This window comes from Verrucomicrobiales bacterium, from assembly GCA_016793885.1.
Taxonomy (GTDB): Bacteria; Verrucomicrobiota; Verrucomicrobiia; order Limisphaerales; family UBA11320; genus UBA11320.
In genome coordinates, this window is the sequence record JAEUHE010000179.1 from 224362 (window position 1) to 245287 (window position 20926).

16 protein-coding genes are annotated in these 20926 nt (G+C 59.1%); 5 read left to right on the top strand and 11 right to left on the bottom strand.

The genetic code is table 11. The features are described from left to right. Positions 1 to 7: 7 nt before the first annotated feature. The 8 genes from JNN07_21115 to JNN07_21150 all read right to left on the bottom strand — a co-directional run bounded on the left by JNN07_21115 (position 8) and on the right by JNN07_21150 (position 9742). Positions 8 to 508, bottom strand: a complete 501-nt coding sequence (locus JNN07_21115) for a flagellar protein FlgN (protein MBL9170249.1) — start codon at positions 506 to 508, stop codon at positions 8 to 10. After that, the gene (locus tag JNN07_21120; GenBank protein ID MBL9170250.1) at positions 505 to 876 is read right to left on the bottom strand and encodes a hypothetical protein; all 372 of its coding nucleotides are present in this window, start codon (positions 874 to 876) and stop codon (positions 505 to 507) included. The genes JNN07_21115 and JNN07_21120 overlap by 4 nt, the downstream gene beginning before the upstream one ends. 5 nt (positions 877 to 881) lie before the next feature. Further along, positions 882 to 2060 (bottom strand): flagellar basal body P-ring protein FlgI, encoded by a 1179-nt coding sequence (locus JNN07_21125; protein ID MBL9170251.1) that lies wholly within the window; start codon positions 2058 to 2060, stop codon positions 882 to 884. 8 nt (positions 2061 to 2068) lie between these two features. Beyond that, a complete protein-coding gene (locus tag JNN07_21130; GenBank protein MBL9170252.1) occupies positions 2069 to 2758 on the bottom strand; it encodes a flagellar basal body L-ring protein FlgH in 690 nt (229 codons plus the stop codon). Next, positions 2730 to 3749: a flagellar basal body P-ring formation protein FlgA gene (flgA, locus tag JNN07_21135; GenBank protein MBL9170253.1), complete on the bottom strand. Its 1020-nt coding sequence runs from the start codon at positions 3747 to 3749 to the stop codon at positions 2730 to 2732. The genes JNN07_21130 and flgA overlap by 29 nt, the downstream gene beginning before the upstream one ends. Positions 3750 to 3773: 24 nt before the next feature. Next, positions 3774 to 4553 (bottom strand): flagellar basal-body rod protein FlgG, encoded by a 780-nt coding sequence (flgG, locus tag JNN07_21140; protein MBL9170254.1) that lies wholly within the window; start codon positions 4551 to 4553, stop codon positions 3774 to 3776. Between the two features lie 20 nt (positions 4554 to 4573). Further along, complete coding sequence (locus tag JNN07_21145) at positions 4574 to 5314, bottom strand: flagellar hook-basal body protein (protein ID MBL9170255.1); 741 nt, start codon at positions 5312 to 5314, stop codon at positions 4574 to 4576. Between the two features lie 153 nt (positions 5315 to 5467). Next, positions 5468 to 9742: a lamin tail domain-containing protein gene (locus JNN07_21150; GenBank protein ID MBL9170256.1), complete on the bottom strand. Its 4275-nt coding sequence runs from the start codon at positions 9740 to 9742 to the stop codon at positions 5468 to 5470. A 170-nt stretch (positions 9743 to 9912) separates the two neighbouring features. On the opposite strand from JNN07_21150, the gene JNN07_21155 reads away from it, so the two are divergent. Then, positions 9913 to 10404: an LURP-one-related family protein gene (locus JNN07_21155; GenBank protein ID MBL9170257.1), complete on the top strand. Its 492-nt coding sequence runs from the start codon at positions 9913 to 9915 to the stop codon at positions 10402 to 10404. Between the two features lie 29 nt (positions 10405 to 10433). On the opposite strand, the gene JNN07_21160 is transcribed toward JNN07_21155, so the two are convergent. Beyond that, the gene (locus tag JNN07_21160) at positions 10434 to 11690 is read right to left on the bottom strand and encodes a hypothetical protein (protein ID MBL9170258.1); all 1257 of its coding nucleotides are present in this window, start codon (positions 11688 to 11690) and stop codon (positions 10434 to 10436) included. A 222-nt stretch (positions 11691 to 11912) separates the two neighbouring features. Here JNN07_21160 and JNN07_21165 point away from each other — a divergent pair, with 222 nt between their 5' ends. Both JNN07_21165 and JNN07_21170 read left to right on the top strand, forming a co-directional pair. Further along, positions 11913 to 13304, top strand: a complete 1392-nt coding sequence (locus JNN07_21165) for an MBL fold metallo-hydrolase (protein MBL9170259.1) — start codon at positions 11913 to 11915, stop codon at positions 13302 to 13304. A gap of 124 nt (positions 13305 to 13428) precedes the next feature. Further along, entirely contained in the window at positions 13429 to 14523 is a 1095-nt protein-coding gene (locus tag JNN07_21170) for an alpha/beta hydrolase (protein MBL9170260.1), read from the top strand. Here the strand turns inward: JNN07_21170 and JNN07_21175 are convergent. Next, entirely contained in the window at positions 14520 to 18185 is a 3666-nt protein-coding gene (locus JNN07_21175) for a VCBS repeat-containing protein (protein MBL9170261.1), read from the bottom strand. The genes JNN07_21170 and JNN07_21175 overlap by 4 nt on opposite strands. Before the next feature lie 292 nt (positions 18186 to 18477). On the opposite strand from JNN07_21175, the gene JNN07_21180 reads away from it, so the two are divergent. Next, positions 18478 to 18633: a DUF1328 domain-containing protein gene (locus tag JNN07_21180; protein MBL9170262.1), complete on the top strand. Its 156-nt coding sequence runs from the start codon at positions 18478 to 18480 to the stop codon at positions 18631 to 18633. Next, on the top strand, positions 18630 to 19568 hold the full coding sequence (locus JNN07_21185; GenBank protein MBL9170263.1) for a hypothetical protein: 939 nt from the start codon (positions 18630 to 18632) through the stop codon (positions 19566 to 19568). The genes JNN07_21180 and JNN07_21185 overlap by 4 nt, the downstream gene beginning before the upstream one ends. Positions 19569 to 19858: 290 nt before the next feature. On the opposite strand, the gene JNN07_21190 is transcribed toward JNN07_21185, so the two are convergent. Beyond that, positions 19859 to 20893 (bottom strand): sugar phosphate isomerase/epimerase, encoded by a 1035-nt coding sequence (locus JNN07_21190; GenBank protein MBL9170264.1) that lies wholly within the window; start codon positions 20891 to 20893, stop codon positions 19859 to 19861. Positions 20894 to 20926: the final 33 nt, after the last annotated feature.

The window sequence follows — 20926 nt, forward strand, 5'->3', positions numbered from 1 at the left end:
GTCTCCCTTATCCGACCGCTTCATAGAGCGAAAGTCCCGAAGCTGACGGGCAGGCCACTCCGCCTCCGCCGTCGTAGACCATGGTCTGGTGCTGGGCTCCCATCAACGTGTGAATGAACTGCGTGAGATGATCCAGGGAGTGCTTGAGCACCAGATGATTCTGTCGAGAGACCTGTTGGAGACGCTTCAGCAATCGGTTATTCTCGTCCATCAGGGCCTGAACCTGTCCGCGGCGTTGCGCGGGGAGTGCGTCGAGCAGGACTGCAAATCGTCCATCCGGAGGCAAGGACAAGGACTCCGCCAACTCGACGTATCGATGCACGCGCTGCTCCCTGGCCATCCGGATCGTGGCTCCTTGGGTCTGCAATTCCGCCGCCGTCGCAAGAATCTGGTCGGTGTCACGCCGAACCAACTCGTCCTGTTGACGCTCGAAGAGCGAGAGCATCGCCCCATACTGCTGCAGCTCTTCGCGCAGCGCTTCAATCAGATGGTTCAACTTCTCGTTCATGCCTTCGTCTCCGTCTTCGCAATTCCCGTGCCAGAAGGAGGGGTGATCTCGTTGAGATTCTGCCGGGTGAGCTGCTCGCGCAGAACATCTGCCAGCCCAACCTTCTGGGTCCTACTGATACTATCGGCAAGTTGCTGGTTGATCATATCCGAATGAATGCTGTGCATCTTCGCATCAAGATTGAACTTGGAGTCCACCAACGGCTTGCGGGCCTCCGCAATGAACTGTCGAAGCAGGTAGGCTTCAAATTGCCGGGACACCTCGGCGATCTTGTCCCGATCTGAGACATCGGGATTTCGAGCCAGGGTCTCCAAATCGACAGGACCAGCACCGACCGCAGTACGGGCAGTTAGGGTATTGGTGATCATGGGGATTAGTTCACTCTGAGTTCCGCCTGAAGAGCTCCGACCTTTTTCATGTGCATCAAAATCGAAATCATATCCCGGGGGGAAACCCCCAGAGCGTTGAGGGAGGACGCCACCTTCTCGATGGTTGGCATTTCCGGCAAGGTGATCAGGGAACTCTTGGTCTCGGTCACCGTGGTGTCCGTGCGAGGAGTCACCACTGTCTCCCCGCCCTGACTGAGGGGGCCTGGCTGGGAGACATCCAAGCTGGATGCGATGTTGATGCTCAGGTTGCCGTGCGAAACCGCGCAGGGTCCAATGCGTATGAGTGAGTTGGCCACAATGGTGCCGGTTCGCTCGTTCACCACCACGCGGGCCACTGTGTCCGGTGTGACTTCGAGGGCCTCCAGGCGCGACAGAAAATCAATGGGATGCGAGAGGTATTCCTTGGGAATCTTCACCCTCACGGTGGTTGAATCAATGGATTCGCAGCTGTTTGTAAACGCGGCGTTGATCGCCTCGGTCAGTCGGGCGATGGACGTAAAGTCAGGCTCTTTCAACAAGAGCTCCAGGGACTCATCCTCCACGATATTTCCACCCACCTCGCTCACCACTTTGCCCCCGTCAGGAACTATGGCCACTGTCGGATGGTTTTTTTGAACCGACGCTCCCCCACCACCTCCGGTGCCCGCCGAAAAGCCTCCCAAAACCAGAGGTCCCTGCGCCACCCCATACATTTTGCCATTGCCTGCGAGCAAGGGCGTCTGGAGCAAGATTCCTCCACTCAGAGACTTCGCGTCCCCCATTGAGGAGACATGAACATCGAGCCGACTGCCAGCCTTGGCGAATCCTGAAATCTCGGCGGTCACCATCACGGCCGCGACATTCTTCGACTGCACGGCGGTGGCCGGAATAGACATTCCGAACCTCTGCAGCATGTTCGCGAAGGCTTGAACTGTGTAAACGGGATTCTTGTCGCCGTCCCCAGCCAAGCCAGTGACGAGACCGAATCCGACCAGTTGGCTCTCGTCGGCACCCGCCACCCTGACCAGATCTTTCACTCGCAGCGGACTTCCCGCCCGGGCGCAGACAGATGCCGCGAGAAGCAGTCCGATCACTTGAATCCAGCGCGCTCCAGGTGCTTTACATCGTGAGATCTCTCTCAGTGGAATAAGGCCAGAGACCGGGTTCCCCTCAGGTTTAAACATAGGTCGATTCAAAACGGTGCAACCTTATCCCAGATCCGGGTGAACCAGCCCTTCTTGGTGGAGTTGGAGGCGACACCCTTCGAGACGATGTTGATGGTGGCTTCAGCCACCTGGTAGCTGAACACGGTGTTGTTAGGGGTGACGTCTGCCGGACGAACGATCCCTCGGAGCACCATATCCTGCGTCTCTCCCGAGTAGGCGGTCTGGCGTTTTCCTTCCACGACGAGGTTGCCGTTGGGGAGCACATCTTTGACCACGACCTGCACCCGCGCCACTAGCTTCTCGGAGTTATTGATCTTGCCGCTGCCGTCGAAATCGCTCTGAGACGCCAGCTTCAACGCCGGCAAGGCACCGCCCTTGGTCAGAAACTTACTCTGGGTCGGCGAGAAGAAAAAGCTGTCGATACCTGCATCCACGCTGCTGCTCTTCGCTGTCTTGGTGCTGACATCCTTGGTGGCGGTGCTGGTCTCCTGCACGATGACTGAAAGCAGGTCACCCACATGCACCGCCTTGCGGTCGGAGAACATGCCCTTGGCTTGGGTTGCCTCGGTGAAGATGGCGTCGGCAGCGCTCGTCGGAGTCACCTGGCTCCACAGACTGCAGGCCACCCAGGCAAGTTGAACGACGGGAACCGAAGCGGAGGACCACCCGGCCAAACGCCCGCCACGGCTACATTTGGATTTGAACCATTTGATCATTGATCACTTTCCCCCGGAGTTCTTTCCGGGATAGGGGGTTTCTAAGCCGGATAAGCTGCCCCGGCACTCCGGGATCCAGCACTTCGGCCTTCAGAGAAATCGAGATCTGCCCCTCCTTGAGCATCGCATCCACCATCTGCCCGCGCTGGACGACCGCGCGAAGCTGCAAGGAGCGATGAAGCACCGGCGACCCGGGGTTGAGGTTCTCCGCCATCTGCCAGCCCCGATTCATGTCCACCTCCTGAGTAAGGGCATCCCGCGTCCGCAGCACATCACGTCGTTCCAGAACAAAATCGCCCTCCGTGACTGCGTCCCCCCGACGCAACAATTTCTGAGCCACCCAAATGTTGCGATAAAGTCGTGCTTCCAGCCCAATCTGCCAAGCACCCAGGGTTTCGCGTCCCGCGACCAGCTCGAAACGCAGCTGGAACACCGAGACCAACCCGCTCTGCGGCAGTTCGGAGACGCGGAGAACATAGTTCTCGTCGGCGATGGTGACGGGATTCCAGAGTCGCAGGAAGCGGATCTCCAATTCGCCATCATCCCTCACTGCGTTCTTGAGCAGGTGGCCATGGAGTGCCTGCAGGATCTCGGCTTCGGGCAGCTGCCGGGTTCTTCGACTGATTTGAACGGAGGCCGCTCCACTCCATGCCTGGGAGGCCAGATCCGGCAAGACTGCGGCCACCAAAGCTTGAACCTGCGATCGCGGCAGCGTCATCAGCCGTCCTACGGGTGGGGAATCGCAAAGCCGCACATGCATGACCCCGTTGGTCGAGTTGTTCGACAGAATCTGATCCAAGAAGACCCCCGTGGAGTCCACCTGGGTCTGCGTGGTCAAGGTCCAGATCTCGGCCTCTGCCGCTTCCGTCGGAAAAAGGGGACCCCAGCCCATGAATGCGAGGACCAGAGCCCAAATGGAAACTCCGGGACGACACTTCCGCGAGCAACGCTCGAAGCGGGAAAATATCGACCGGAGTAAGGTTTGCTTCATAGCATTAAGCTGCCGCCACCGAAATTAGCGTTTCAAGTTGTTGCTGATTTGCAGCATCTCATCGGCGGTTTGAACCGCTTTGGAGTTCACTTCGTAAGCCCGCTGTGCCACGATCATGTTCACCATTTCCTCCACCACCTTGACGTTGGACATTTCGAGATAGTTCTGTGCCAGAACGCCGAAACCGTCCGACCCGGGCTGCCCTTGCTGGGCGGCTCCGGAAGCGGGCGTCTCTCGGTAGAGGTTCCGCCCCACGCTCTCGAGGCCAGCGGGGTTCGCGAAACGAACCAGAGTCATGTTGAAGGTCGACAGTCCATTCGCCGTTCGAGCCGTGACCTCGCCAGTCGGAGCGATGCCAATCTCTGTCGTCCCCGGCGGAATCGTAATCCCCCCCTGGATGAGCAGGCCGTCACTGGTCACCAGCCGGCCCGTGCTATCCAACTTAAAAGCGCCATCACGCGTGTAGGCGCTCGATCCGTCCGGCATAACCACCTCGTAGAACCCATCACCATCAATGGCCACATCCAGCTGCGCACCGGTATGGCTCACGTCGCCATTCGTGAACACCTTGCTGGTCGCCATGACGCGCGATCCATGGCCGATCTGAATGCCCGTAGGAATCTGATTCCCGCCTCCCACGTCCGATCCCGGAATCTTCGTGGTCTGATAGATCAGGTCCTGAAACTCAATCTTGGACTTCTTGAATCCGGTGGTGTTGACGTTCGCCAAGTTGTTCGAAATGACGTCCAAGTTGGTCTGCTGGGACACCATTCCGGTGGCGGAGGAATAAAGCGCGCGGATCATGAGTGTGAGCGGAGGTCAACTTAGAGGTTCCCAGCCAACTCGGTGATGGTCTTGCCGAGACGTTCGTCCTGGCTCTGCGCCACCTTCTGATTCATTTCGAACATGCGCAACGAGCTGATCAACTGGGTCATTTCGGACACTGGATTGGCATTGCCCAACTCCAGGTAACCCTGACGAACCGACGGCTTGTCAGCATCCCGAGCCTGTAGACCTGGATTCTGTGAAACATATTGCCCACCGCCGATCGGAGTGAGCAGCGAGGGATCATTAAATTCCACAATGCGGATTTTGCCGCGCTGGTCCGTCCCCTGGCTAATCTCGCCGGTTGGCGAAATGAAGAGTTTGGCATTGTTGGGATCCAGCTGGATCGGGCCATTGTCGCCCATAACGGGGAAGCCCTGCTTGGTTAGCAGCCGGCCGTCCGGGGTCCGACGAAACTCGCCATCGCGGGTGTAGCCCACCTCTCCGGACGGGAGTTGCACCGCAAAGAAACCCGCCCCGTCGATGGCAACATCCGTCTCCACCTGGGTGCCGCGAAGGCCGGCCTGGCTGAAGTCGGTCTGACTGGATGCCTTGGGCATCACGTATCGGGTGTCACCCGTGGTCGGCACCGGAACTAATCCCGCCGCGAAAGGCGCGAACGAGACATCCTGGCGTTTGTATCCGGGGACTTGGCCCGCCGCGAGGTTCTCGGCGGTGACCTCCTGCCAGCGCATACTCGCGTTCATTCCGGAGGCGGCCTGAAACAGACTCAAATTCATTCGCCAACCATCTAGCAGCGGATGTGCCAGTGCAAAATTGGCTGCATTTCAACGAAAGACCCCCTGGCTCGGCAAGCGATGCAGGGCGCAATCCGCACCATCCACGTACGTAGGAGTGCAGATTGTGCCTAATCCCCAAACCGGAACTCACTCTCACCAGGTCACATGCACCCGGACGAAAACGCGGCGGGCAACGGACAGGGGCTTGGACGCTCTCCACAAATAGCGCGCTGTCCCGTCACCCACTGGTTGCCTCGATACCCAGCTGCCGTCCTCCTTCCACTGGGAAAGATCGGCGGATTCCTGGACGTGATACCCGAGGTCGGAGGCATCCGTGCGTCCTCGGAAGCTGAGGGTGAAGTAGAGTGACTTTTGACCGTCGACTTCCAGTTCCTGGACCTGCGCCTTGGGCTGTTCCGCCGAGGAGGCCGACAGAGGTTCTCCCAGGAAGGCATACTCCAAAACATTGTTAAGCCCATCGCCGTCCGGATCTCCCAGCGGATCGGTGACACCACCGTGGGCTGCACCCCATGCCGCGAAGGTTAGTCCGTCGTCGCCGCCAGGCGTCCCCAGCGCCGCGCTGCTGGGACGCCAGTTTTCGGGGATGGAGTGGTCGGGCCGCGAATGAGGCATGATCAGTTCTAAGCTGCGACCGGTGCCATCCGCTTCCGAAGGCCAGGGGGCGGCATCCCTATAGAATACAGACCGGATCGGGGTGTTGCTGCCATAGGATAGCGTCACCAGCTCTCCAGCGTTCTTGAGATTTCCATCACCATAGTTACCCAGGATGTTCTTTCCCTTGCCGTAGCGCTTCTCGAATGCGGCCTGATGTTTCACGACCAGGCCATACGATCCCGCCGCGAGGCGAGTGCCTGGAGAAAACTCGAAGTTAACTCCGGAAGTGAATCCCACACTGGTCAGATCGAGATCCTCAAGCGCCGTATTCTTGATCTCAATGAACTCAAAATCTTCATCGGTGAAGCCGAGAGACAACTCGTCCGGAGAAGCCGCCCGGGGATGATACATCAGTTCCGAGATGACGAGGCTCTCCGAGTAAGCCGTCACGTTCGCCGCTGTGCTCACAAACTGGATCGGATTCGACCAGTTGCTCCAGCGCCCATTCGCGTCCTTGTGACGAACTCGCGCACGATAGGTTTCGCCGGGCACGACTGCCGAGAGCGGAACATGAATCTGGTGCGCGAACGTCGAAATCTCACCGGAGGTCCAATGCGGTTCCACCTCATACTTCCGTGGCACCCCTGCCACGTAACCTGCCAGTCCCGGAGCGGAGATCCGCCCCAAGCGCCACTGAACTGCAGCGAAGGTCTTGCCGATGAACTCAGAGCACTCGAACCTCAAATCGTTGGCTGGATAACTGGGAGAACCGATATACTTGATGGAAGGTCGGCTGGGCACGTCGGCCGCGATGGACTCCTTGGCTTCACTCTTGACGAACTCGTATCCATACCCCAATTGCTCGCCGTTCCCGATCGTCCATGCGCGCGGCCCCGGATAGGTGTCGGTCATGTAGTCATTCAGGTAGGTCACAAAATCCTCGAACGCCGCGAACCCGACGTAATTCGTGGCCCTCAGCCAGCGTTTATAGGCTCCGCCGCCGGCGTTGAAGGTGTGCGGCGAATAATAGAAGTTCCCTTTGTGATTCGAATCGCTGTGAGCGGTGGGTGAACCTGCGGTTCGCGGGTGAAAGTTCCACATCGCCGCATCGAGGTCTGCCCAGGTCAGGGCCTGCTCAGAGGGATTTACCAGTTGCGCATACTCATCCACCAATTGGCCGATCTGACCCCCGTTCGCAGAACGATCGCTTAGCAATAGGTCCAAGACCTCACGAGCCCGATTGCGTTTTTCGATCGCCAACGCCGGAACGCTCATGGCGCCATCCTGAGTGATGGCGCCACTCGCACTTTGGTGAGTGCGGCCTACGAACATCATGTCGAGATCCCAGGGGATAGGCATCCAGTGACCCTCGGGATGGTGGTAGAAGTAGTGGTTCCATCCATTGCGCAGATCGACGTTTCCCACAACGCGGCAGGCGATCCGAAAGCTGTAGTAGGTGGGGAGGTGAAGGTTCGTCCGCCACCACCCCTCCTTTTGACTCAAGGCGGAAGCGCTGGCGAAGGAGTCCCAGTCAGCGTTGTTGACCGGGTGGGTTGGGCCCTGGTTCTTCTTGTTTCCGGATCCGTTTCCACCCCCTTCAATCTTGTAGAGACTGCCGTCCGGCAGGCCACGCTCGTCCAGGAAGGAGCCGTCCGGCGACTCGGTCACCAAATAGAGTCCCCAAAGGTCCCCCGAATACTGCCCTTTGCCAGAACCCGGGAAAGTTGCATCGGACACAGTCGCCGTCGGGTCGGCAGACTCGACCGCATTGTCGATGACCCGCAAGCTGACGTAATGGGTCTTCGGAGATGGGACGCCCAGCAACTCATACACACGGAAGGAGAGGCATTCCTCGATCCCAGCCATCCCCCGATTGGCGGCGATCCACGGGGCCGACCCCCCGTTCAAGTTAAAATCATCCCAGGTCTGGGAATACGGCCGACCATAATTGTCCTTGGCCTGGAACTCGTGAGTGTTGTTGACATGGATGCGCCATTTGTTTTTACCCGAAACATACGTGGAAAACTCCCCTCGATTGTTAAACGTAACATGGTCATACACCCTGCCGTCGTAGACCAAGGTCCCCCACATCGGAACGGTGTCGAATGCACTGTCATACTGACTCCTGATCACATCGCTCTGATTTGCGATCAGATGGTAAGCAGGCAGGGAGGCCACCAGGTTGCTGGGAAACACGTTCACGACACCCTGGGTCCCGGCGTCCCCTGGCTTAAACGCTCCCGCCCAGCCGGGAACACCGTTGTAGACAAAATAGGCGAAGTTAGGTTGCGGATCGTCCGGATAAGGGACCTGGATCCCCCGCCCCGTCGTGTCCGTGCAGAGGATCCGATATCGAACCAGCCGGCGATGCACCTGCATTTCCGGTGGCAGGGTGACGGAGTAAACCCCATCGTTGGGGAGGGCATCGCCCGCCTGGCCGCCATCATTCATGGCCACTGAGATCCAGTTCGTCACATAGGCTGGATCCGTTTTTCGAAGGTAACTACCGGGATCCACCACCTGATAAGACAACACGACAGAGGCGACGCCGTCTGAATCCGTCACTTTGGCGGTGATCAGCTCGGTCACCCCGGCGGTGGGCTGCTCAGGGACGTGACTCACCTGGCGAATGAGCGGAGGGGCGTTGGCCGCCACGGCACCGTTCGGGGCGCCCGGGGTGGGAGCCGCGTTTTCACCGATCACCTGGCAATCAATGGATACCCCGGTTCCGGAGATCGATGAGTTAAACGCGTGGATCGCGATCAGGTTGGTCCCGGCCACCAATCCGGCTGCTTTGGCGGAAATGAAGAGATTTTCGATGACCGGTTTCCCACCCGAAACCGCCTTGTGAACCGTCGCCCCGAACGGCCGGCCGAGAACGCCCGCATCGAATGGCTTTTCCGCCTTGTCACGCATGTGCAGCCGCGGAGTCACCTCGCGCCCGTTGATCCACACGATACAACCGTCTTCGATGGTCACTCGCAGCCGAAGCCGGCTCGGCATCACCCCCGCAGGAATCGTGAACGGATGCCGCAGATAGAGGGAGATATAGTTCGCTAGCATCGGAACAGGAACGTTCCAGGGCTCCTTCGAGAGATCGGTTTTGTCGTCATTGTCGCCGAAACCGATAGATGTCTGGGCAGTCTGCCAAGTCTCGTCCTCAAGGAACTCGATCTGACGCCAGGCATTGGTGGGATTTGAGGCCTCGCTGGTGCCTTTTCGGAAACGCCATTGGCTGTCCTGTGCGCCAATGTAAGTGGTGGATTGGGGAATAAAATTCGTGGAGCCTGAACTTCTCCAAGCTCCTCCCAGATCATTGTCCAACGAGGCATTGATCAGCTCGATCGAGGAGCCTTCCCCATGAGCGCTCGAAGGCCAGGGAAACCCGGGACGATAGGCGACCTTGTCCACGATGGCTCCCGCCCGGTCGCGGAGCTCAATGGTTGCGCCCCCTCGTTTGAGCCGTCCGATCCAAGGTCCCAACGCCTCGCTTCCAAAGGCGGACTGAAAAGCGACTGGGTTGGCAGCCACGACCACGAAACCATGGGCCGGGAGGAGAGTTGAGTTCGGAAACGTGTATTCAACGGCGTTGGCGAACCGCCAGCCCGAAAGGTCTACTGGCTGGTCTGCGGCATTTAACAGCTCAATAAACTCGGTGGGCTTCGTCTTGTCGGCTGGAGCATACAAGATCTCGTTGATGACCACCGAGGCACAGACCGAGGGCAAGCCCGCCAGCCCGGCTAGGAATATCAGACCCAGCCAGAGCTGATTGGCAGCACTCCGAAAGCCATAGGTCTTACGCGTCGTTCCCATAAAGCAATTCAAGTCGGATAAAGGTCAAGAGCCTCATTCGGGATCAGTTGGAAGGAGGATCTTGGACAGATTACACTCAGGAGAGACTTACCTCCAGCAGTAAGATGAGTCGTCCAAGCTTGTCCATCGCTGAGGTTGACTTGGCGGCCTAGCCACGTCTAATGGGTCTCATGCGCTTCGTCCTCAAACAAAAGTTCTGGTCGTTCGGTGACGATTTCAAAATCCAGGATGCGAATGGACAGGACGTTTATTTTGTCGATGGCCGGGCTTTCAGCTGGGGGGATAAACTTAGTTTTCGGGACAGGCAAGGCAACGAACTCGCCTTCATCCGTCAGAAGCTTCTGTCCTGGGGCCCCACCTACGAGATCGAGCTGCACGGACGCCTGGTCGCCGTCGTGAAGAAAAAGCTGTTCACCTTGCTGCGATGCAAATTCACGGTCGATGTCCCCGGGCCGGACGACCTGGAGGCCCAGGGCAGTTTCCTTGACCGCGAGTATACCATCGAGCGGCACGGTCGCCGAGTCGCGGAGATCAGCAAGCGCTGGTTCTCCTTCACCGACACCTATGGCGTCGAGATCGAATCCGGAGAGGATCCCGTCCTGCTGCTTGCCACCGCCGTGGTCATCGACATGGTCTGCCATCAGGAGAGCAAGGAGCGGTGAATCCGCGTCCTATGTGGACGCGTTGGCGGTCACGGCCAAGATCGGTTGTAGAAGCTCTCGTGTTGATCAACGCACGCGGTCGCTTGGATGACTGAGTTCGTGTTCAGGCGAGTGATCGGCTCCACCGATTCATAATTGCGCATCCGGCATCCGATCAGGCTCACGGTCAGGCTCTGATTCCCCCGCACCAATAGGAAATCCTGCGATTTTCCCAAAGTGCTCAAAGCAGGGTTGTGCCCGGAGAATCCCTCTACATTGACTAGCGAGGTGTGTCCCTGCCCCTCGATCACGATCGGGTGAATTTGATCGAGTTGCGCGCCGACGTTCGCAATGATGGATCCCTGAGCGATCTGCCAATTCCGATTAAACGTGTTGTCGCCCGCCTTGTGGATGCCAATGGTCACACAGTCCAGGTTAAAACTGGAGAGCTGCCCGTAGGTGGCGGGGCCGAGGTAAACTCCGCCGTAGACCCCAAAGGTGAACAGGTCCAGCAGGACGGCGTTGTCCGTGTGGTTGATGGCGTAGGAGAACGTCCGAGCAGCAATCACCGCATCTACCACCGACCTGCTATAGCCGCCTTTGATGAACCTCTGATTCGACGGGTTGACATGACAATGCAGAATCCGAGGGATGTCGTAGCAGTAGTCGATGCGAATGAATTCGCCGCTCAATGGATAGCCATAGCAGTGCTCAAAGAGGATTTGCTCGCAGGGGTGGGTGCGGGTGGCGTTGAAGTCCATCGCCAGATACTCTCCGTAGAATGTCAGACTCGAGAGGGTCACGCCTTGAGCCGATCTTTTCTGGGCTACTTGGATCGTCGGAGGATATTTGATCACTTTGGCTGGGTCCTCCAACGTCTGCCGAGGATACCAAAACTGGATGCCCCGAAGCTGGGTGGCGCTTTCAACGGTGATGAACGGGAAACTGTCATCCTCGATTTGAAACACGCTGCCAACAGGCTGAGCCCGATCGGGGTGCCGTGTTCCTCGGCCCACCGGCCCATGGACTCCCACCAGCGACACGTTCATGCGCAGCAGCAAGCCGGATTCCACCGGATAGGGGCTGTCGCTGGGCTCCACAAACAGAGCAGCACCGCGGGGCGCAGCCCAATCAATCGCGCGCTGGAGGGCCACCTTGTTGGAGGCCGCCGAGTTGGAAGCCAATACGCCGAACTCGCGTAGGCTCACTCCCAGCGGCATAGCCGTGGCGGCGCCGGCCGCCGAGGCCAGCCCACCACAGCTGAGCACCCACGTTCCTAGTCCGGCCACAATCCATGATGTTTTCATGCGTGGAGCCTATCGGTCACCCAGCCGGAGAGCAACGGGCGTGATTCGAATCACACCCGTTGCTCTCCAGCTGAAAACTGCGCATTGCCTTGCGGCCATTTCTTGATAGGTTGCCTGCTCAGCCCCAGGATCAGGTGTATCAGCCTGGGCGGCAAAAGGCCGAGTAGTGCCATAGCGCAGCTAGAAATCAGGCAGTATCTTGACCAGTCAGAGACCTATCGAATGAAAATCACACTTCACGGTGCCGCCGGCGATGTCACCGGATCCGCGTATCTCGTCGAAACCGACCGTGCCCGTGTCTTGGTGGACTTCGGGATGTTCCAGGGGGGCTCGCGCCTGGAGGCGAAGAATGTGCTGCCTTCCGGGCTGGAATCTACCCGCCTGGATGCGGTGTTGGTCACTCACGCGCACCTGGATCACACCGGACGCCTTCCCCTGCTGGGCAAAAGCGGGTATGCCGGCCCGCTTTATGCCACCAAAGCGACCATCGCTTTGGCCGGCCTCATCTTGCGAGATTCAGCCAAGGTGCAAGCCACTGACATGGAGCGCACCAACCGCAGGCGCGAGCGAGCGGGCGAACCTCCGCTCATGCCGCTCTACGGACTGGAAGACGTCAATCGGGTGCTCGAGCTGTTCCGTGAAGTGCCCTTCGATGAGTCGTTCGAGGCCGCTCCCGGAATAAGCGCGCGGTATGTGGATGCCGGGCATATGCTGGGGTCAGCCAGCATCGAGTTGACGGTCCAGGAGGAAGGCAAATCCAAGGTGGTCGTCTTCTCAGGAGACATCGGACCTTCCGGTCTCGCCATCATCCGCGATGCACAGCCGCTCAAGCGCGCGAACCTGGTGTTCATGGAATCCACCTATGGAGATCGCGATCACAAGCCGCAGAAGGAAACCCTGGCGGAATTTCGCGCCATCGTGGAGCAGGCTGTCCGCCAAAAATCGCGCATTCTCATTCCGGCGTTCGCAGTCGGGCGCACCCAGCAGATCCTCTACCATCTGGACGAGTTGTTTTGCGCCGGCACCGTAAAGCCGTTCCCCGTCTACATCGACAGCCCCATGGCGATCGAGGCTTCGAAGATCTATCAAAGCCATCCGGACCTCTTCGATGAGGAAACCCAAGCTCTCCGCGGGGCCTGCGACATCGCCCATCACCATGCGCACGTCAAGCCGACGCCGACCGCCCAAGATTCCATGGCCCTGAATGAGGCTCCGGGACCTTGTGTGATCATGGCTGGGTCAGGCATGTGCAACGCGGGACGGATTCTCCATCACCTGCGACACGGACTCTACCGTCCTGAAACCATCGTGATGATTGTCGGCTTCCAAGGACAGGGCACGCTCGGACGTCAACTGGTCGACGGCGACAAGGACGTCCGCATCTTCGGCGAAACCATCGCGGTGAAGGCACAAATCCGCACCTTGGGCGGTTTCAGTGCTCATGCGGGACAAACAGAGCTGCTCAAATGGTTCCGCTTTCTCGCGCCATCCAAGCCTCAAGTGGTCCTGACCCATGGTGAGGCCAAGGGACGTGAGCCCTTGAAGGAACTCCTCAAGAAGCACTATGGACTGGAAGCCGAATTGCCCTCCCAGGGCGACATCGTCAGACTCTGAAGAACGCTCGATCTCGCCCGGGGGCGCTCTGCCGGTCCGGGAATGCTCACTCCTGCGCGGGCCTGAGCGCGATCGAACGGGCACACCGCCGAGCGTCTCAACCTCCGTGCGGCTGATGCCTCTCATGAGCCGCGGGCTCCTGGGGCTGGGATCCCTTTTGCTGGTTGCGCTGCTCGGACTATCATCGACCTCGCAAGCTCAACTCAGTCGCGATCGTGTGAGCGAATACCTGAGCCCCGAGGGGAAGGTGCGCCAAGCCCGCACCGCCGCCGAATGGGAAACGCGACGGACTTCCATTCACGTCTCGATGCAGGCCATCATGGGGGCCTTCCCCGGACACAGCAACCGCTGCCCACTAGAAATCATTCAGGAAGCCGAGACCCATTTAGGGACCTACGTACGACGTCAGATCAGCTATCAGATCCTGCCCGGCGTCCGAGTGCCCGCCTACCTGCTGGTTCCCAAGTCCGTGCTGACGGACGGGCGAAAGACCCAAGGCGTTCTGACGCTGCATCAAACGCATCCCGAAGGGCGGAAAGTCGTGGTTGGCTTGGGAAACAGCCCGGATGATGAATACGCGGTCGAACTCGTCAAACGCGGCTATGTGTGCCTGGCCCCGCCCTACCCCATGCTGGCTGACTATTGGCCTGATGTCAAAAAGCTCGGTTTTGACAGTGGCACCATGATGGCCATCTGGATCAATAGCCGAGGCCTGGATCTCCTCTGCACGCTTCCGTTCGTCGAGACCAACCGATTCGGTTGCATTGGACACTCCCTGGGCGGACACAACGGAATCTACACAGCAGCGTTCGATTCTCGTATCGCAGCGGTGGTATCCAGTTGTGGCCTGGATAGCTACCGCGATTACTATGACGGCGATCCTGCGAACTGGCAGCCGGAACGAGGGTGGTGTCAAACCCGGTACATGCCACGGCTAGCCGGTTATCATGGCCGGTTGCACGAGCTCCCCTTCGATTTTCCAGAGGTGCTGGCGGCGATCGCGCCGCGACGGATCTTTATCAACGCACCAACCGGAGATTCGAACTTTCGGTGGCGAAGCGTGGATCGCGTCGTAAAGTCCGCCAATGAAGTCTTCGCTCTCTTCCCGGGAGCGGTCCCGATCCGAGTCGAACATCCTGACTCACCCCATCGATTTCCTCCCGAGGTGCGCGAGGAGGCCTATAGAGTCCTGGATCTAGTCTTGCGACCGTCGCGTTAACGGACCACTTTGACACTTCCCCGAGAATCCACCACAACTTCGTCAGCAGCGGAGGGGATCATCACATCCTGTGCCGGCTTTCCAGGCCACCGCACCCGGAGTCCGGTCAGCGGTTCTGGCCCCGGACGAGCCAGCACGAGGACCGAACTATCCATCGACCGGAATCCCGACCCGGCACACAGCTCTCGGATGGGGCCGAGCCGCTCTCCATAGCGCGGTCGGACCGAGCATCCAAAGCCCAGAGGATTGTCTTGGTTTCCCTCCAAACGAACCCGCAGCCCGGGCTTTCCGGCGCGATTCCGGAACAGCCTGGCCGGCGCGTTGTTCTGGCCAACAGCCAAATCGAGACGCCCATCCGCGTCATAGTCCGAAATGGCAGCGCCGCGCTGCTCCCCGTCCACGCGGATCCCGCTGACGCTCGAGGTAAGTGCGGAGAAACCTCCAGACCCATTGCCTTTGAGAATGAGCCCCCGCCCCCCGTCGTAGCGCGCCACGGTGCTTTCCACACCGAAGAAGTTCTGCGCTAAAAACAGGTCATCGTTTCCATCCCCATCAAAGTCAGCGGCACAAATTCCAAAGGCCGGAGCGGTCTGCGCCTCCCAGGGCAACCGGACCGCTTCGAAATGATCTCCCCGATTGAGGAAAACCGTCGAGTCGAGCCAAGTCACCCCAACCTTCGGGGCCCGCGCCAATCCTTCACCCGCGATCTCTGCCAGGGTCGCTTGAGCAAAGGCCTCGGCCGACGCAAACCGTTCCTGCAACCAGGGCATCACACGAAAGAGCGTTTTGCGATCTCGCCATGGCATCAGCGTGTTGCGCGCCGGATCGGTGATCGACTCCCAGGACTCGAACCCTCCACGGCCCGAAATGTCCCCGTAAAAAACCTGGATCCCTGAACTCACAAACGGTTGATAAGGGGTATTGCGTCCCCAGTTAGAAGCCGCCAGGTCCAGCCGTCCGTCTCCATCAAAGTCTGCGGTCGTCACACCATTCCACCACCCCGCATAACGATCGAGTCCCCATTGCTGAGTTCGCTGGACGAGATGCCCCCCCTCGTTCATCCACACCTGGATGGTTCCCCACTCCACTGCCAGCACGAGATCGGGGTCTCCGTCGCCATCGAGATCTCCGAACACGGCACCGTTGACAATCCCCACCGGTCTTGAGCCCGCAACCGAGTTCGTGTCGGCACGCCAGCTCGCTCCATCGCGGAACATCAAACGAGAAGTGACCGCGCGTGGATACTCCGCGGGTATTGCGCCCCCGCCGACGAAAAGATCCAGTTGACCGTCGCCATTGACATCAGCCATCGCCATCGGTCCCGGCGCAGCGGCATCGCCGTTAGGGACTGCCTCCAGGGTGCTTCGTTTGGGATTGAACTGGAACAGATGACTCGGGGCGTTGCTGCTTCGTTCGTAGGGTGAGAGGCCGAGCAAGAGGCAACCCGCCGGATCGCTGGGGCGCCACCCCACTAAACCCGTCTGGTCGGTGCCCCCCGCGAGACTGGTAGCCGCCTGAGTGAGTGCCACAAAGCCAGCCTGCCCTTTATTGTGCAGCAGGCCGGGAGCGCCCCCCCCAGCACCGGCGATCCACAGGTCATCCCACCCATCGCCATCCCAATCAATCCAGCTTACACCGGGACCAGACGTATCCAAACGCCGCGAGAGCACCGGTTGGCGTGCCAGGTCATCGAACGCATTCTCGTGATGGGAATGGTTCAACAGGCTGGAAGTATCCGCGAACCAGGGCTCTGGATTCGGAGGCGCACTGAGAGGACGCTCCTTTTGTTTAACCACCAAGGCCTCCTGAATCTCATAGACGTGATTCCCGCGCAACCCCTCCGTCACGCTCACTGCTCCGTCTGGCCAACGGATTTCCAACCTGAACTGATTCGATGAGGCTCCTGCGGCGAATACTCGGAGCCCATCATCAGACGACAGATAACGTCCTCCGCAAATCACCGTCTGACTCTGGGGTATATTGCCTCCCCTGAGCGTGAGCTTCGCGCCCACACCCTGGGTGTTGGGCGCGCTGCCCCGGAGCCGCACTCCCACCCGGGAGCCCGAGGCGCGGTTCCGATAGAGGCCAGCCGGGGCGTTGAGATGATTGATCACCACATCCAAGTCTCCGTCGTGATCCAAATCAGCCAGTGCCAAGCCATGCGAGACCCCGACCGTGTCAAACCCCCACCGAGAGCCTACTTCCTCAAAGGTGCGATCTCCCCGGTTTCTGAAGGCCACATTCGGCACATTCAGCCGAGGGGCGACCAGCAACCGCTCCGCCAGAGGTCGTCGAGGTGCAGCAGCCATCCGCAAGCCAATATCGTCGTCGAGCATGTCGAATAGATGACCGTTCGTGATCAGCAGATCCTCGTATCCGTCCAGGTCGACATCCAGAAACGCTGCGCCCCACGACCATCCCGACGCCTGTAAACCGGCCTGTTGAGCCACTTCCGCATAGGTGCCGTCGCCCCGATTCCAGAACAAAGTATTGCGTTCGATCTGCGGCCGAGAGTCGATTTTGTAGGGATCGTTGGCGGTAAGGCCCAGTGCCGCGCGTTGCCGGGCTCGCTGCCGTGGATCGATGCTCAGCATATCCAACACGAGGAAATCATCCCGTCCGTCGCGATCGATGTCGGCCACATCAATCCCCATGGAGTAATTGCTCGTGTGACGGAGCATCAAGCGCGGAGCCGCCCGAAACCTCCCTGTGCCGTCATTCAACCAGAGTCGATCCGGACTCCAAAAGTCGTTGCACACGTACAAATCCGGTGTGCCATCCTCGTCAAAGTCATGGATAAAGGCCGACAGGCCCCAGTCCCGTGGCGGGGCCGCCAACGCCCGTCCATCCTCATCCACGAACCGTCCATCCGTCCACGAAACCAGCTCGAAGTTCCCCTGGCCATCGTTCAGATAGAAGGCATCCGGTTCTCCATTTTCCAAGAGTCTCCCCTCGGGCGACACTTCATATTGACCTCGGTATTCGGGTCGAATCTGCCCCTTGCCACTTACGATCATACTGAAACCCGTACTGCGAATGGTATTGGTGCGATAATTGACCACATACAGATCGAGATCCGAATCGCCGTCTAGATCCCCGATTGCCGCTGACATGCTGCCCGAAGGACGACGCATGACAGGCGGGGACTTCTCGGTAAAGCTTCCCTTGCCGTTGTTGAAGAAGAGCCGGGTGCCTTGCTCGATGCTGTTGACCAGGAGATCGAGGTCGCCGTCGCCGTCGAAGTCCGCGAATGCGGCGCCTGTGGAATACTGTCCCAGGCACTCCACTCCGGATTCATGAGTGATGTCGGCGAATCGCCAGTCGCTCAAGTTGCGGAAAAGCCGGTTGGGCGACTCCAAACCGCACAGGTAGACATCACACCAGCCATCACCATCGATATCGCCCAAGGCAACCCCGGACCCATTCATTCGAACTTGGTTGTAGCCTGCGGACAGATCAGCCAATCGATTCGTGAAGTTCACCCCCGTGCGATCAGAGCCAAGCACCTCGAACCCTGGAACGCCGGGCTGGTCGGGAGTCACTGAAACCCGGCGCACTGCTCCGTCCACCACCCAGGCGGGGGACTGGGCGGCGACCATCGGACCAGCAAGCGCCATCAACAAGAGCCAGCCTACGGAGCAGTAGTGAGGGAGTCCGGGCATAAGGGTGGACGTTGCAACAATCGACCGAACTTGAGAAGCGGAAATCGAGATCAAGGAGACGACTGCATGGATTGGGCTTTAGGCGGAGGGGGTACCGACGTGACCTTGCGCGCGGAGACCTGCTGAAGCAGGAACTCCATACCCCGGAGCGATCATGCGCCCAGCAGTCAGTGGGGCCAGGGTCAGATCGCTCCCCGCCTCACCCGGTAATACTCATACCCACTTCCAACTTGCACCGGGTGCAGGAGAGGTAATAGTTGCTTTCAACCGAGTCATTCCACTCCACCTTTCTATGCTCCGCTACGCTTTGGTGTTCTTGCTGGTCGCGATCGTGGCGGGTGTACTGGGCTTCGGAGGAATCGCAGGCACGGCAGCCTGGATTGCGAAGCTTTGCTTCCTCGTTTTCCTCGTCTTCGCCATCCTCGCGTTCCTCAAGAAAGCTACATGACGCTGCAACAAACCGCGCAAGCCACTCGGCGCTACCGGAAGGCGTGTCCCGTCACGCGGAGACATGTCTGTCGACTGGTTAAAGACGCCGGTCCCTTGCTCGTGTTGAGTCTGATCAGCGTCGCCGAGATTCCCCTACTCAAGAACGTGATGCGCTGGATCGAAGGAAATCAGCCTTATTCGGCCGCCCGCATTCTGCTTGAAATAGGAGGACTGTGGATCGGGCTCACGCTGTGGCTGACGTTCCTGATCTGGATAATCAACCGTTTTTCCAAACCCACGTTGGAATCAGATGGGGACGGGTTCCGGCTCTTAAATCGGAGGGGACAAGTTGTGCCATGGCGACAGCTCTCTCGAGTGATCTTGGAACCCGTTTCACCGGACGAGAGCTTGGTTAAAGTCTGGCTTCATGGTCGTCTGGACAGTCAGGGCAAACCATTGTTTAAGCCTTGGATCATCATTCTGGAAAAGGACACGCAGTTGGAACCTTGGCTGCGCGAACTAAGGGATCGACACCTGGCCACTCCGACCTTCACCGTGCGAGCTCTTCGAGAGCCGATCCCTCCGCGCGACGATTCCGGGACGAACAGGCGCTCGGCCTATGTTTTTCTCCTCGGCGCTTGGTTGTTTCTCCACGGTCTACCCCTGGTCGTGGTGGGGTTGTCCAAGAGCGAAACGGAGCTCCATCGACCTCGCTCCGTGGGTCCCCCGCCCGAAGCGTTCGCACATTTCATTCTGGAGCATTTTAACTCCGTGAAGCAGTTCCGTCGGTTCTTAGTGGATATCGGTGCCGGGCTCAGCATCGCCGGGGTGGCGTGCTTGGCTGTCGGATCGCGCGGGATGAAGCTTCAGGAAGAGAAGGCAGCCCTCGAAGCCCGCAACGAGCGAGCGCGGATCGAAGCCGCTCCTGGGATCAATCTCCTGACCGAAGCCTGACCTAATCGAGCAGGGCTAACGGCTCTCCACGAACCGGGCCTCGTTTCCTAGAATCGGGATGTAGGGGACGACGTAAGGAGTCCTCGGGGCCGCCTAACAGTAACTTCAATCGGTTCGGCTTGAGCAAATGACTCCTCACGTCCGTGTGGTCCGCGTCGTCCGTGGGCAAGATGTCCCTGTTCCTGTTTCCGACGGCCCGTTCTGGAGTTTTAGTGGGCAAGAGAAACCCTCTATCCGCACTCGGGCAGATAGAGGGTTGAGATTAACGAAAAAGTCGGGAAGGCCTCGGATTAGGCCCCCATGCCGTCTTCGAACGAACCAGCAGCTACGGGGAAGCACAGGTGATCGCGGACGTATTGGATACCGTTGGCGCTGGTGGCGTCCAGATCGCGATAGGCGCTTTCCGCTTCAACGATCAACGGAGCCGATTTCTTGCCGTTGATCTGGCAATAGCGCTGCGGATAGCCGACATCGATCAGCATCTCGACATAGCGAACCATGTTGAGATCGCCGCTCGGAATGTCCACAAACTGCATTGCCCGCTTCGGCCAGCTGGGTTCCATGGCGCGCAGCGGCACTCCTTTGCGGATGACGAAATTCTTCACGTGACACGCGTAGATTCGGTCCGCCACCTTGCGGAAGCGGGTTTCCCAATCTTCACCCTCCCAGCAATGTGACGGATCGGCGTTCACACCCAGGCACTTGTCGCCATCGCACGCGCGAACGAGCGAGTTGAAGTCATCGGCGCACATCGCGGCAGTTCCCGGGTGAATCTCATGAGCCAGATAGATTCCGAGAGAGTTGGCATGGCGACGCAGCTTGGCGGTCTTTTTGACGAACCGGTCATTGCCCTCCTGAACCAGATCATAACCCGGCCCGGCGAAGAAACCCCAGGGATACCCCGTGGCAGTCTCCCATCCGTGAGCCACGCCCCAAAACATCGGGACGATTTTGACACCAAGCTCCGCGCACAGATCGAGCAGCCGCAGAGTGTAGTCCTCAGCCCAGGACTCAATGGCTTCGGGCGATTTTTTGGCGACATCTGCCGGGATGAACGGGCGGATGGTGGGAGAGCCAGTCCAGGCCGTCGTATGGACCCAGAATGCGCAGTGGGCCGAAACACCGTCCAAGCTCAGCTTGGCCTTGGCAAAGGCGTTACGGATCTCTTTCGCCGACTGAAAGCCCCCCTTGGGGCTCTGGAGCATGTAGTTCGAGGGCTGGGCCCCCGCGGCTCCGGATTTCTTCGCGTAAGCGAGAAAGTCAGCAAGACTCTTGGCGCCGTGTTGAGCGCCTTCCACACTGGGATGAAAAATGGTTTGGGCCATACAGTTTCAGTTAATGATGTAAGGCCGAGACCA

Coding starts and splice junctions, on each gene's coding strand:
- JNN07_21115 (MBL9170249.1), bottom strand. CDS start 508: ATGAACGAGAAGTTGAACCATCTGATTGAAGCGCTGCGCGAAGAGCTG.
- JNN07_21120 (MBL9170250.1), bottom strand. CDS start 876: ATGATCACCAATACCCTAACTGCCCGTACTGCGGTCGGTGCTGGTCCT.
- JNN07_21125 (MBL9170251.1), bottom strand. CDS start 2,060: ATGTTTAAACCTGAGGGGAACCCGGTCTCTGGCCTTATTCCACTGAGA.
- JNN07_21130 (MBL9170252.1), bottom strand. CDS start 2,758: ATGATCAAATGGTTCAAATCCAAATGTAGCCGTGGCGGGCGTTTGGCC.
- flgA (MBL9170253.1), bottom strand. CDS start 3,749: ATGAAGCAAACCTTACTCCGGTCGATATTTTCCCGCTTCGAGCGTTGC.
- flgG (MBL9170254.1), bottom strand. CDS start 4,553: ATGATCCGCGCGCTTTATTCCTCCGCCACCGGAATGGTGTCCCAGCAG.
- JNN07_21145 (MBL9170255.1), bottom strand. CDS start 5,314: ATGAATTTGAGTCTGTTTCAGGCCGCCTCCGGAATGAACGCGAGTATG.
- JNN07_21150 (MBL9170256.1), bottom strand. CDS start 9,742: ATGGGAACGACGCGTAAGACCTATGGCTTTCGGAGTGCTGCCAATCAG.
- JNN07_21155 (MBL9170257.1), top strand. CDS start 9,913: ATGCGCTTCGTCCTCAAACAAAAGTTCTGGTCGTTCGGTGACGATTTC.
- JNN07_21160 (MBL9170258.1), bottom strand. CDS start 11,690: ATGAAAACATCATGGATTGTGGCCGGACTAGGAACGTGGGTGCTCAGC.
- JNN07_21165 (MBL9170259.1), top strand. CDS start 11,913: ATGAAAATCACACTTCACGGTGCCGCCGGCGATGTCACCGGATCCGCG.
- JNN07_21170 (MBL9170260.1), top strand. CDS start 13,429: ATGAGCCGCGGGCTCCTGGGGCTGGGATCCCTTTTGCTGGTTGCGCTG.
- JNN07_21175 (MBL9170261.1), bottom strand. CDS start 18,185: ATGCCCGGACTCCCTCACTACTGCTCCGTAGGCTGGCTCTTGTTGATG.
- JNN07_21180 (MBL9170262.1), top strand. CDS start 18,478: ATGCTCCGCTACGCTTTGGTGTTCTTGCTGGTCGCGATCGTGGCGGGT.
- JNN07_21185 (MBL9170263.1), top strand. CDS start 18,630: ATGACGCTGCAACAAACCGCGCAAGCCACTCGGCGCTACCGGAAGGCG.
- JNN07_21190 (MBL9170264.1), bottom strand. CDS start 20,893: ATGGCCCAAACCATTTTTCATCCCAGTGTGGAAGGCGCTCAACACGGC.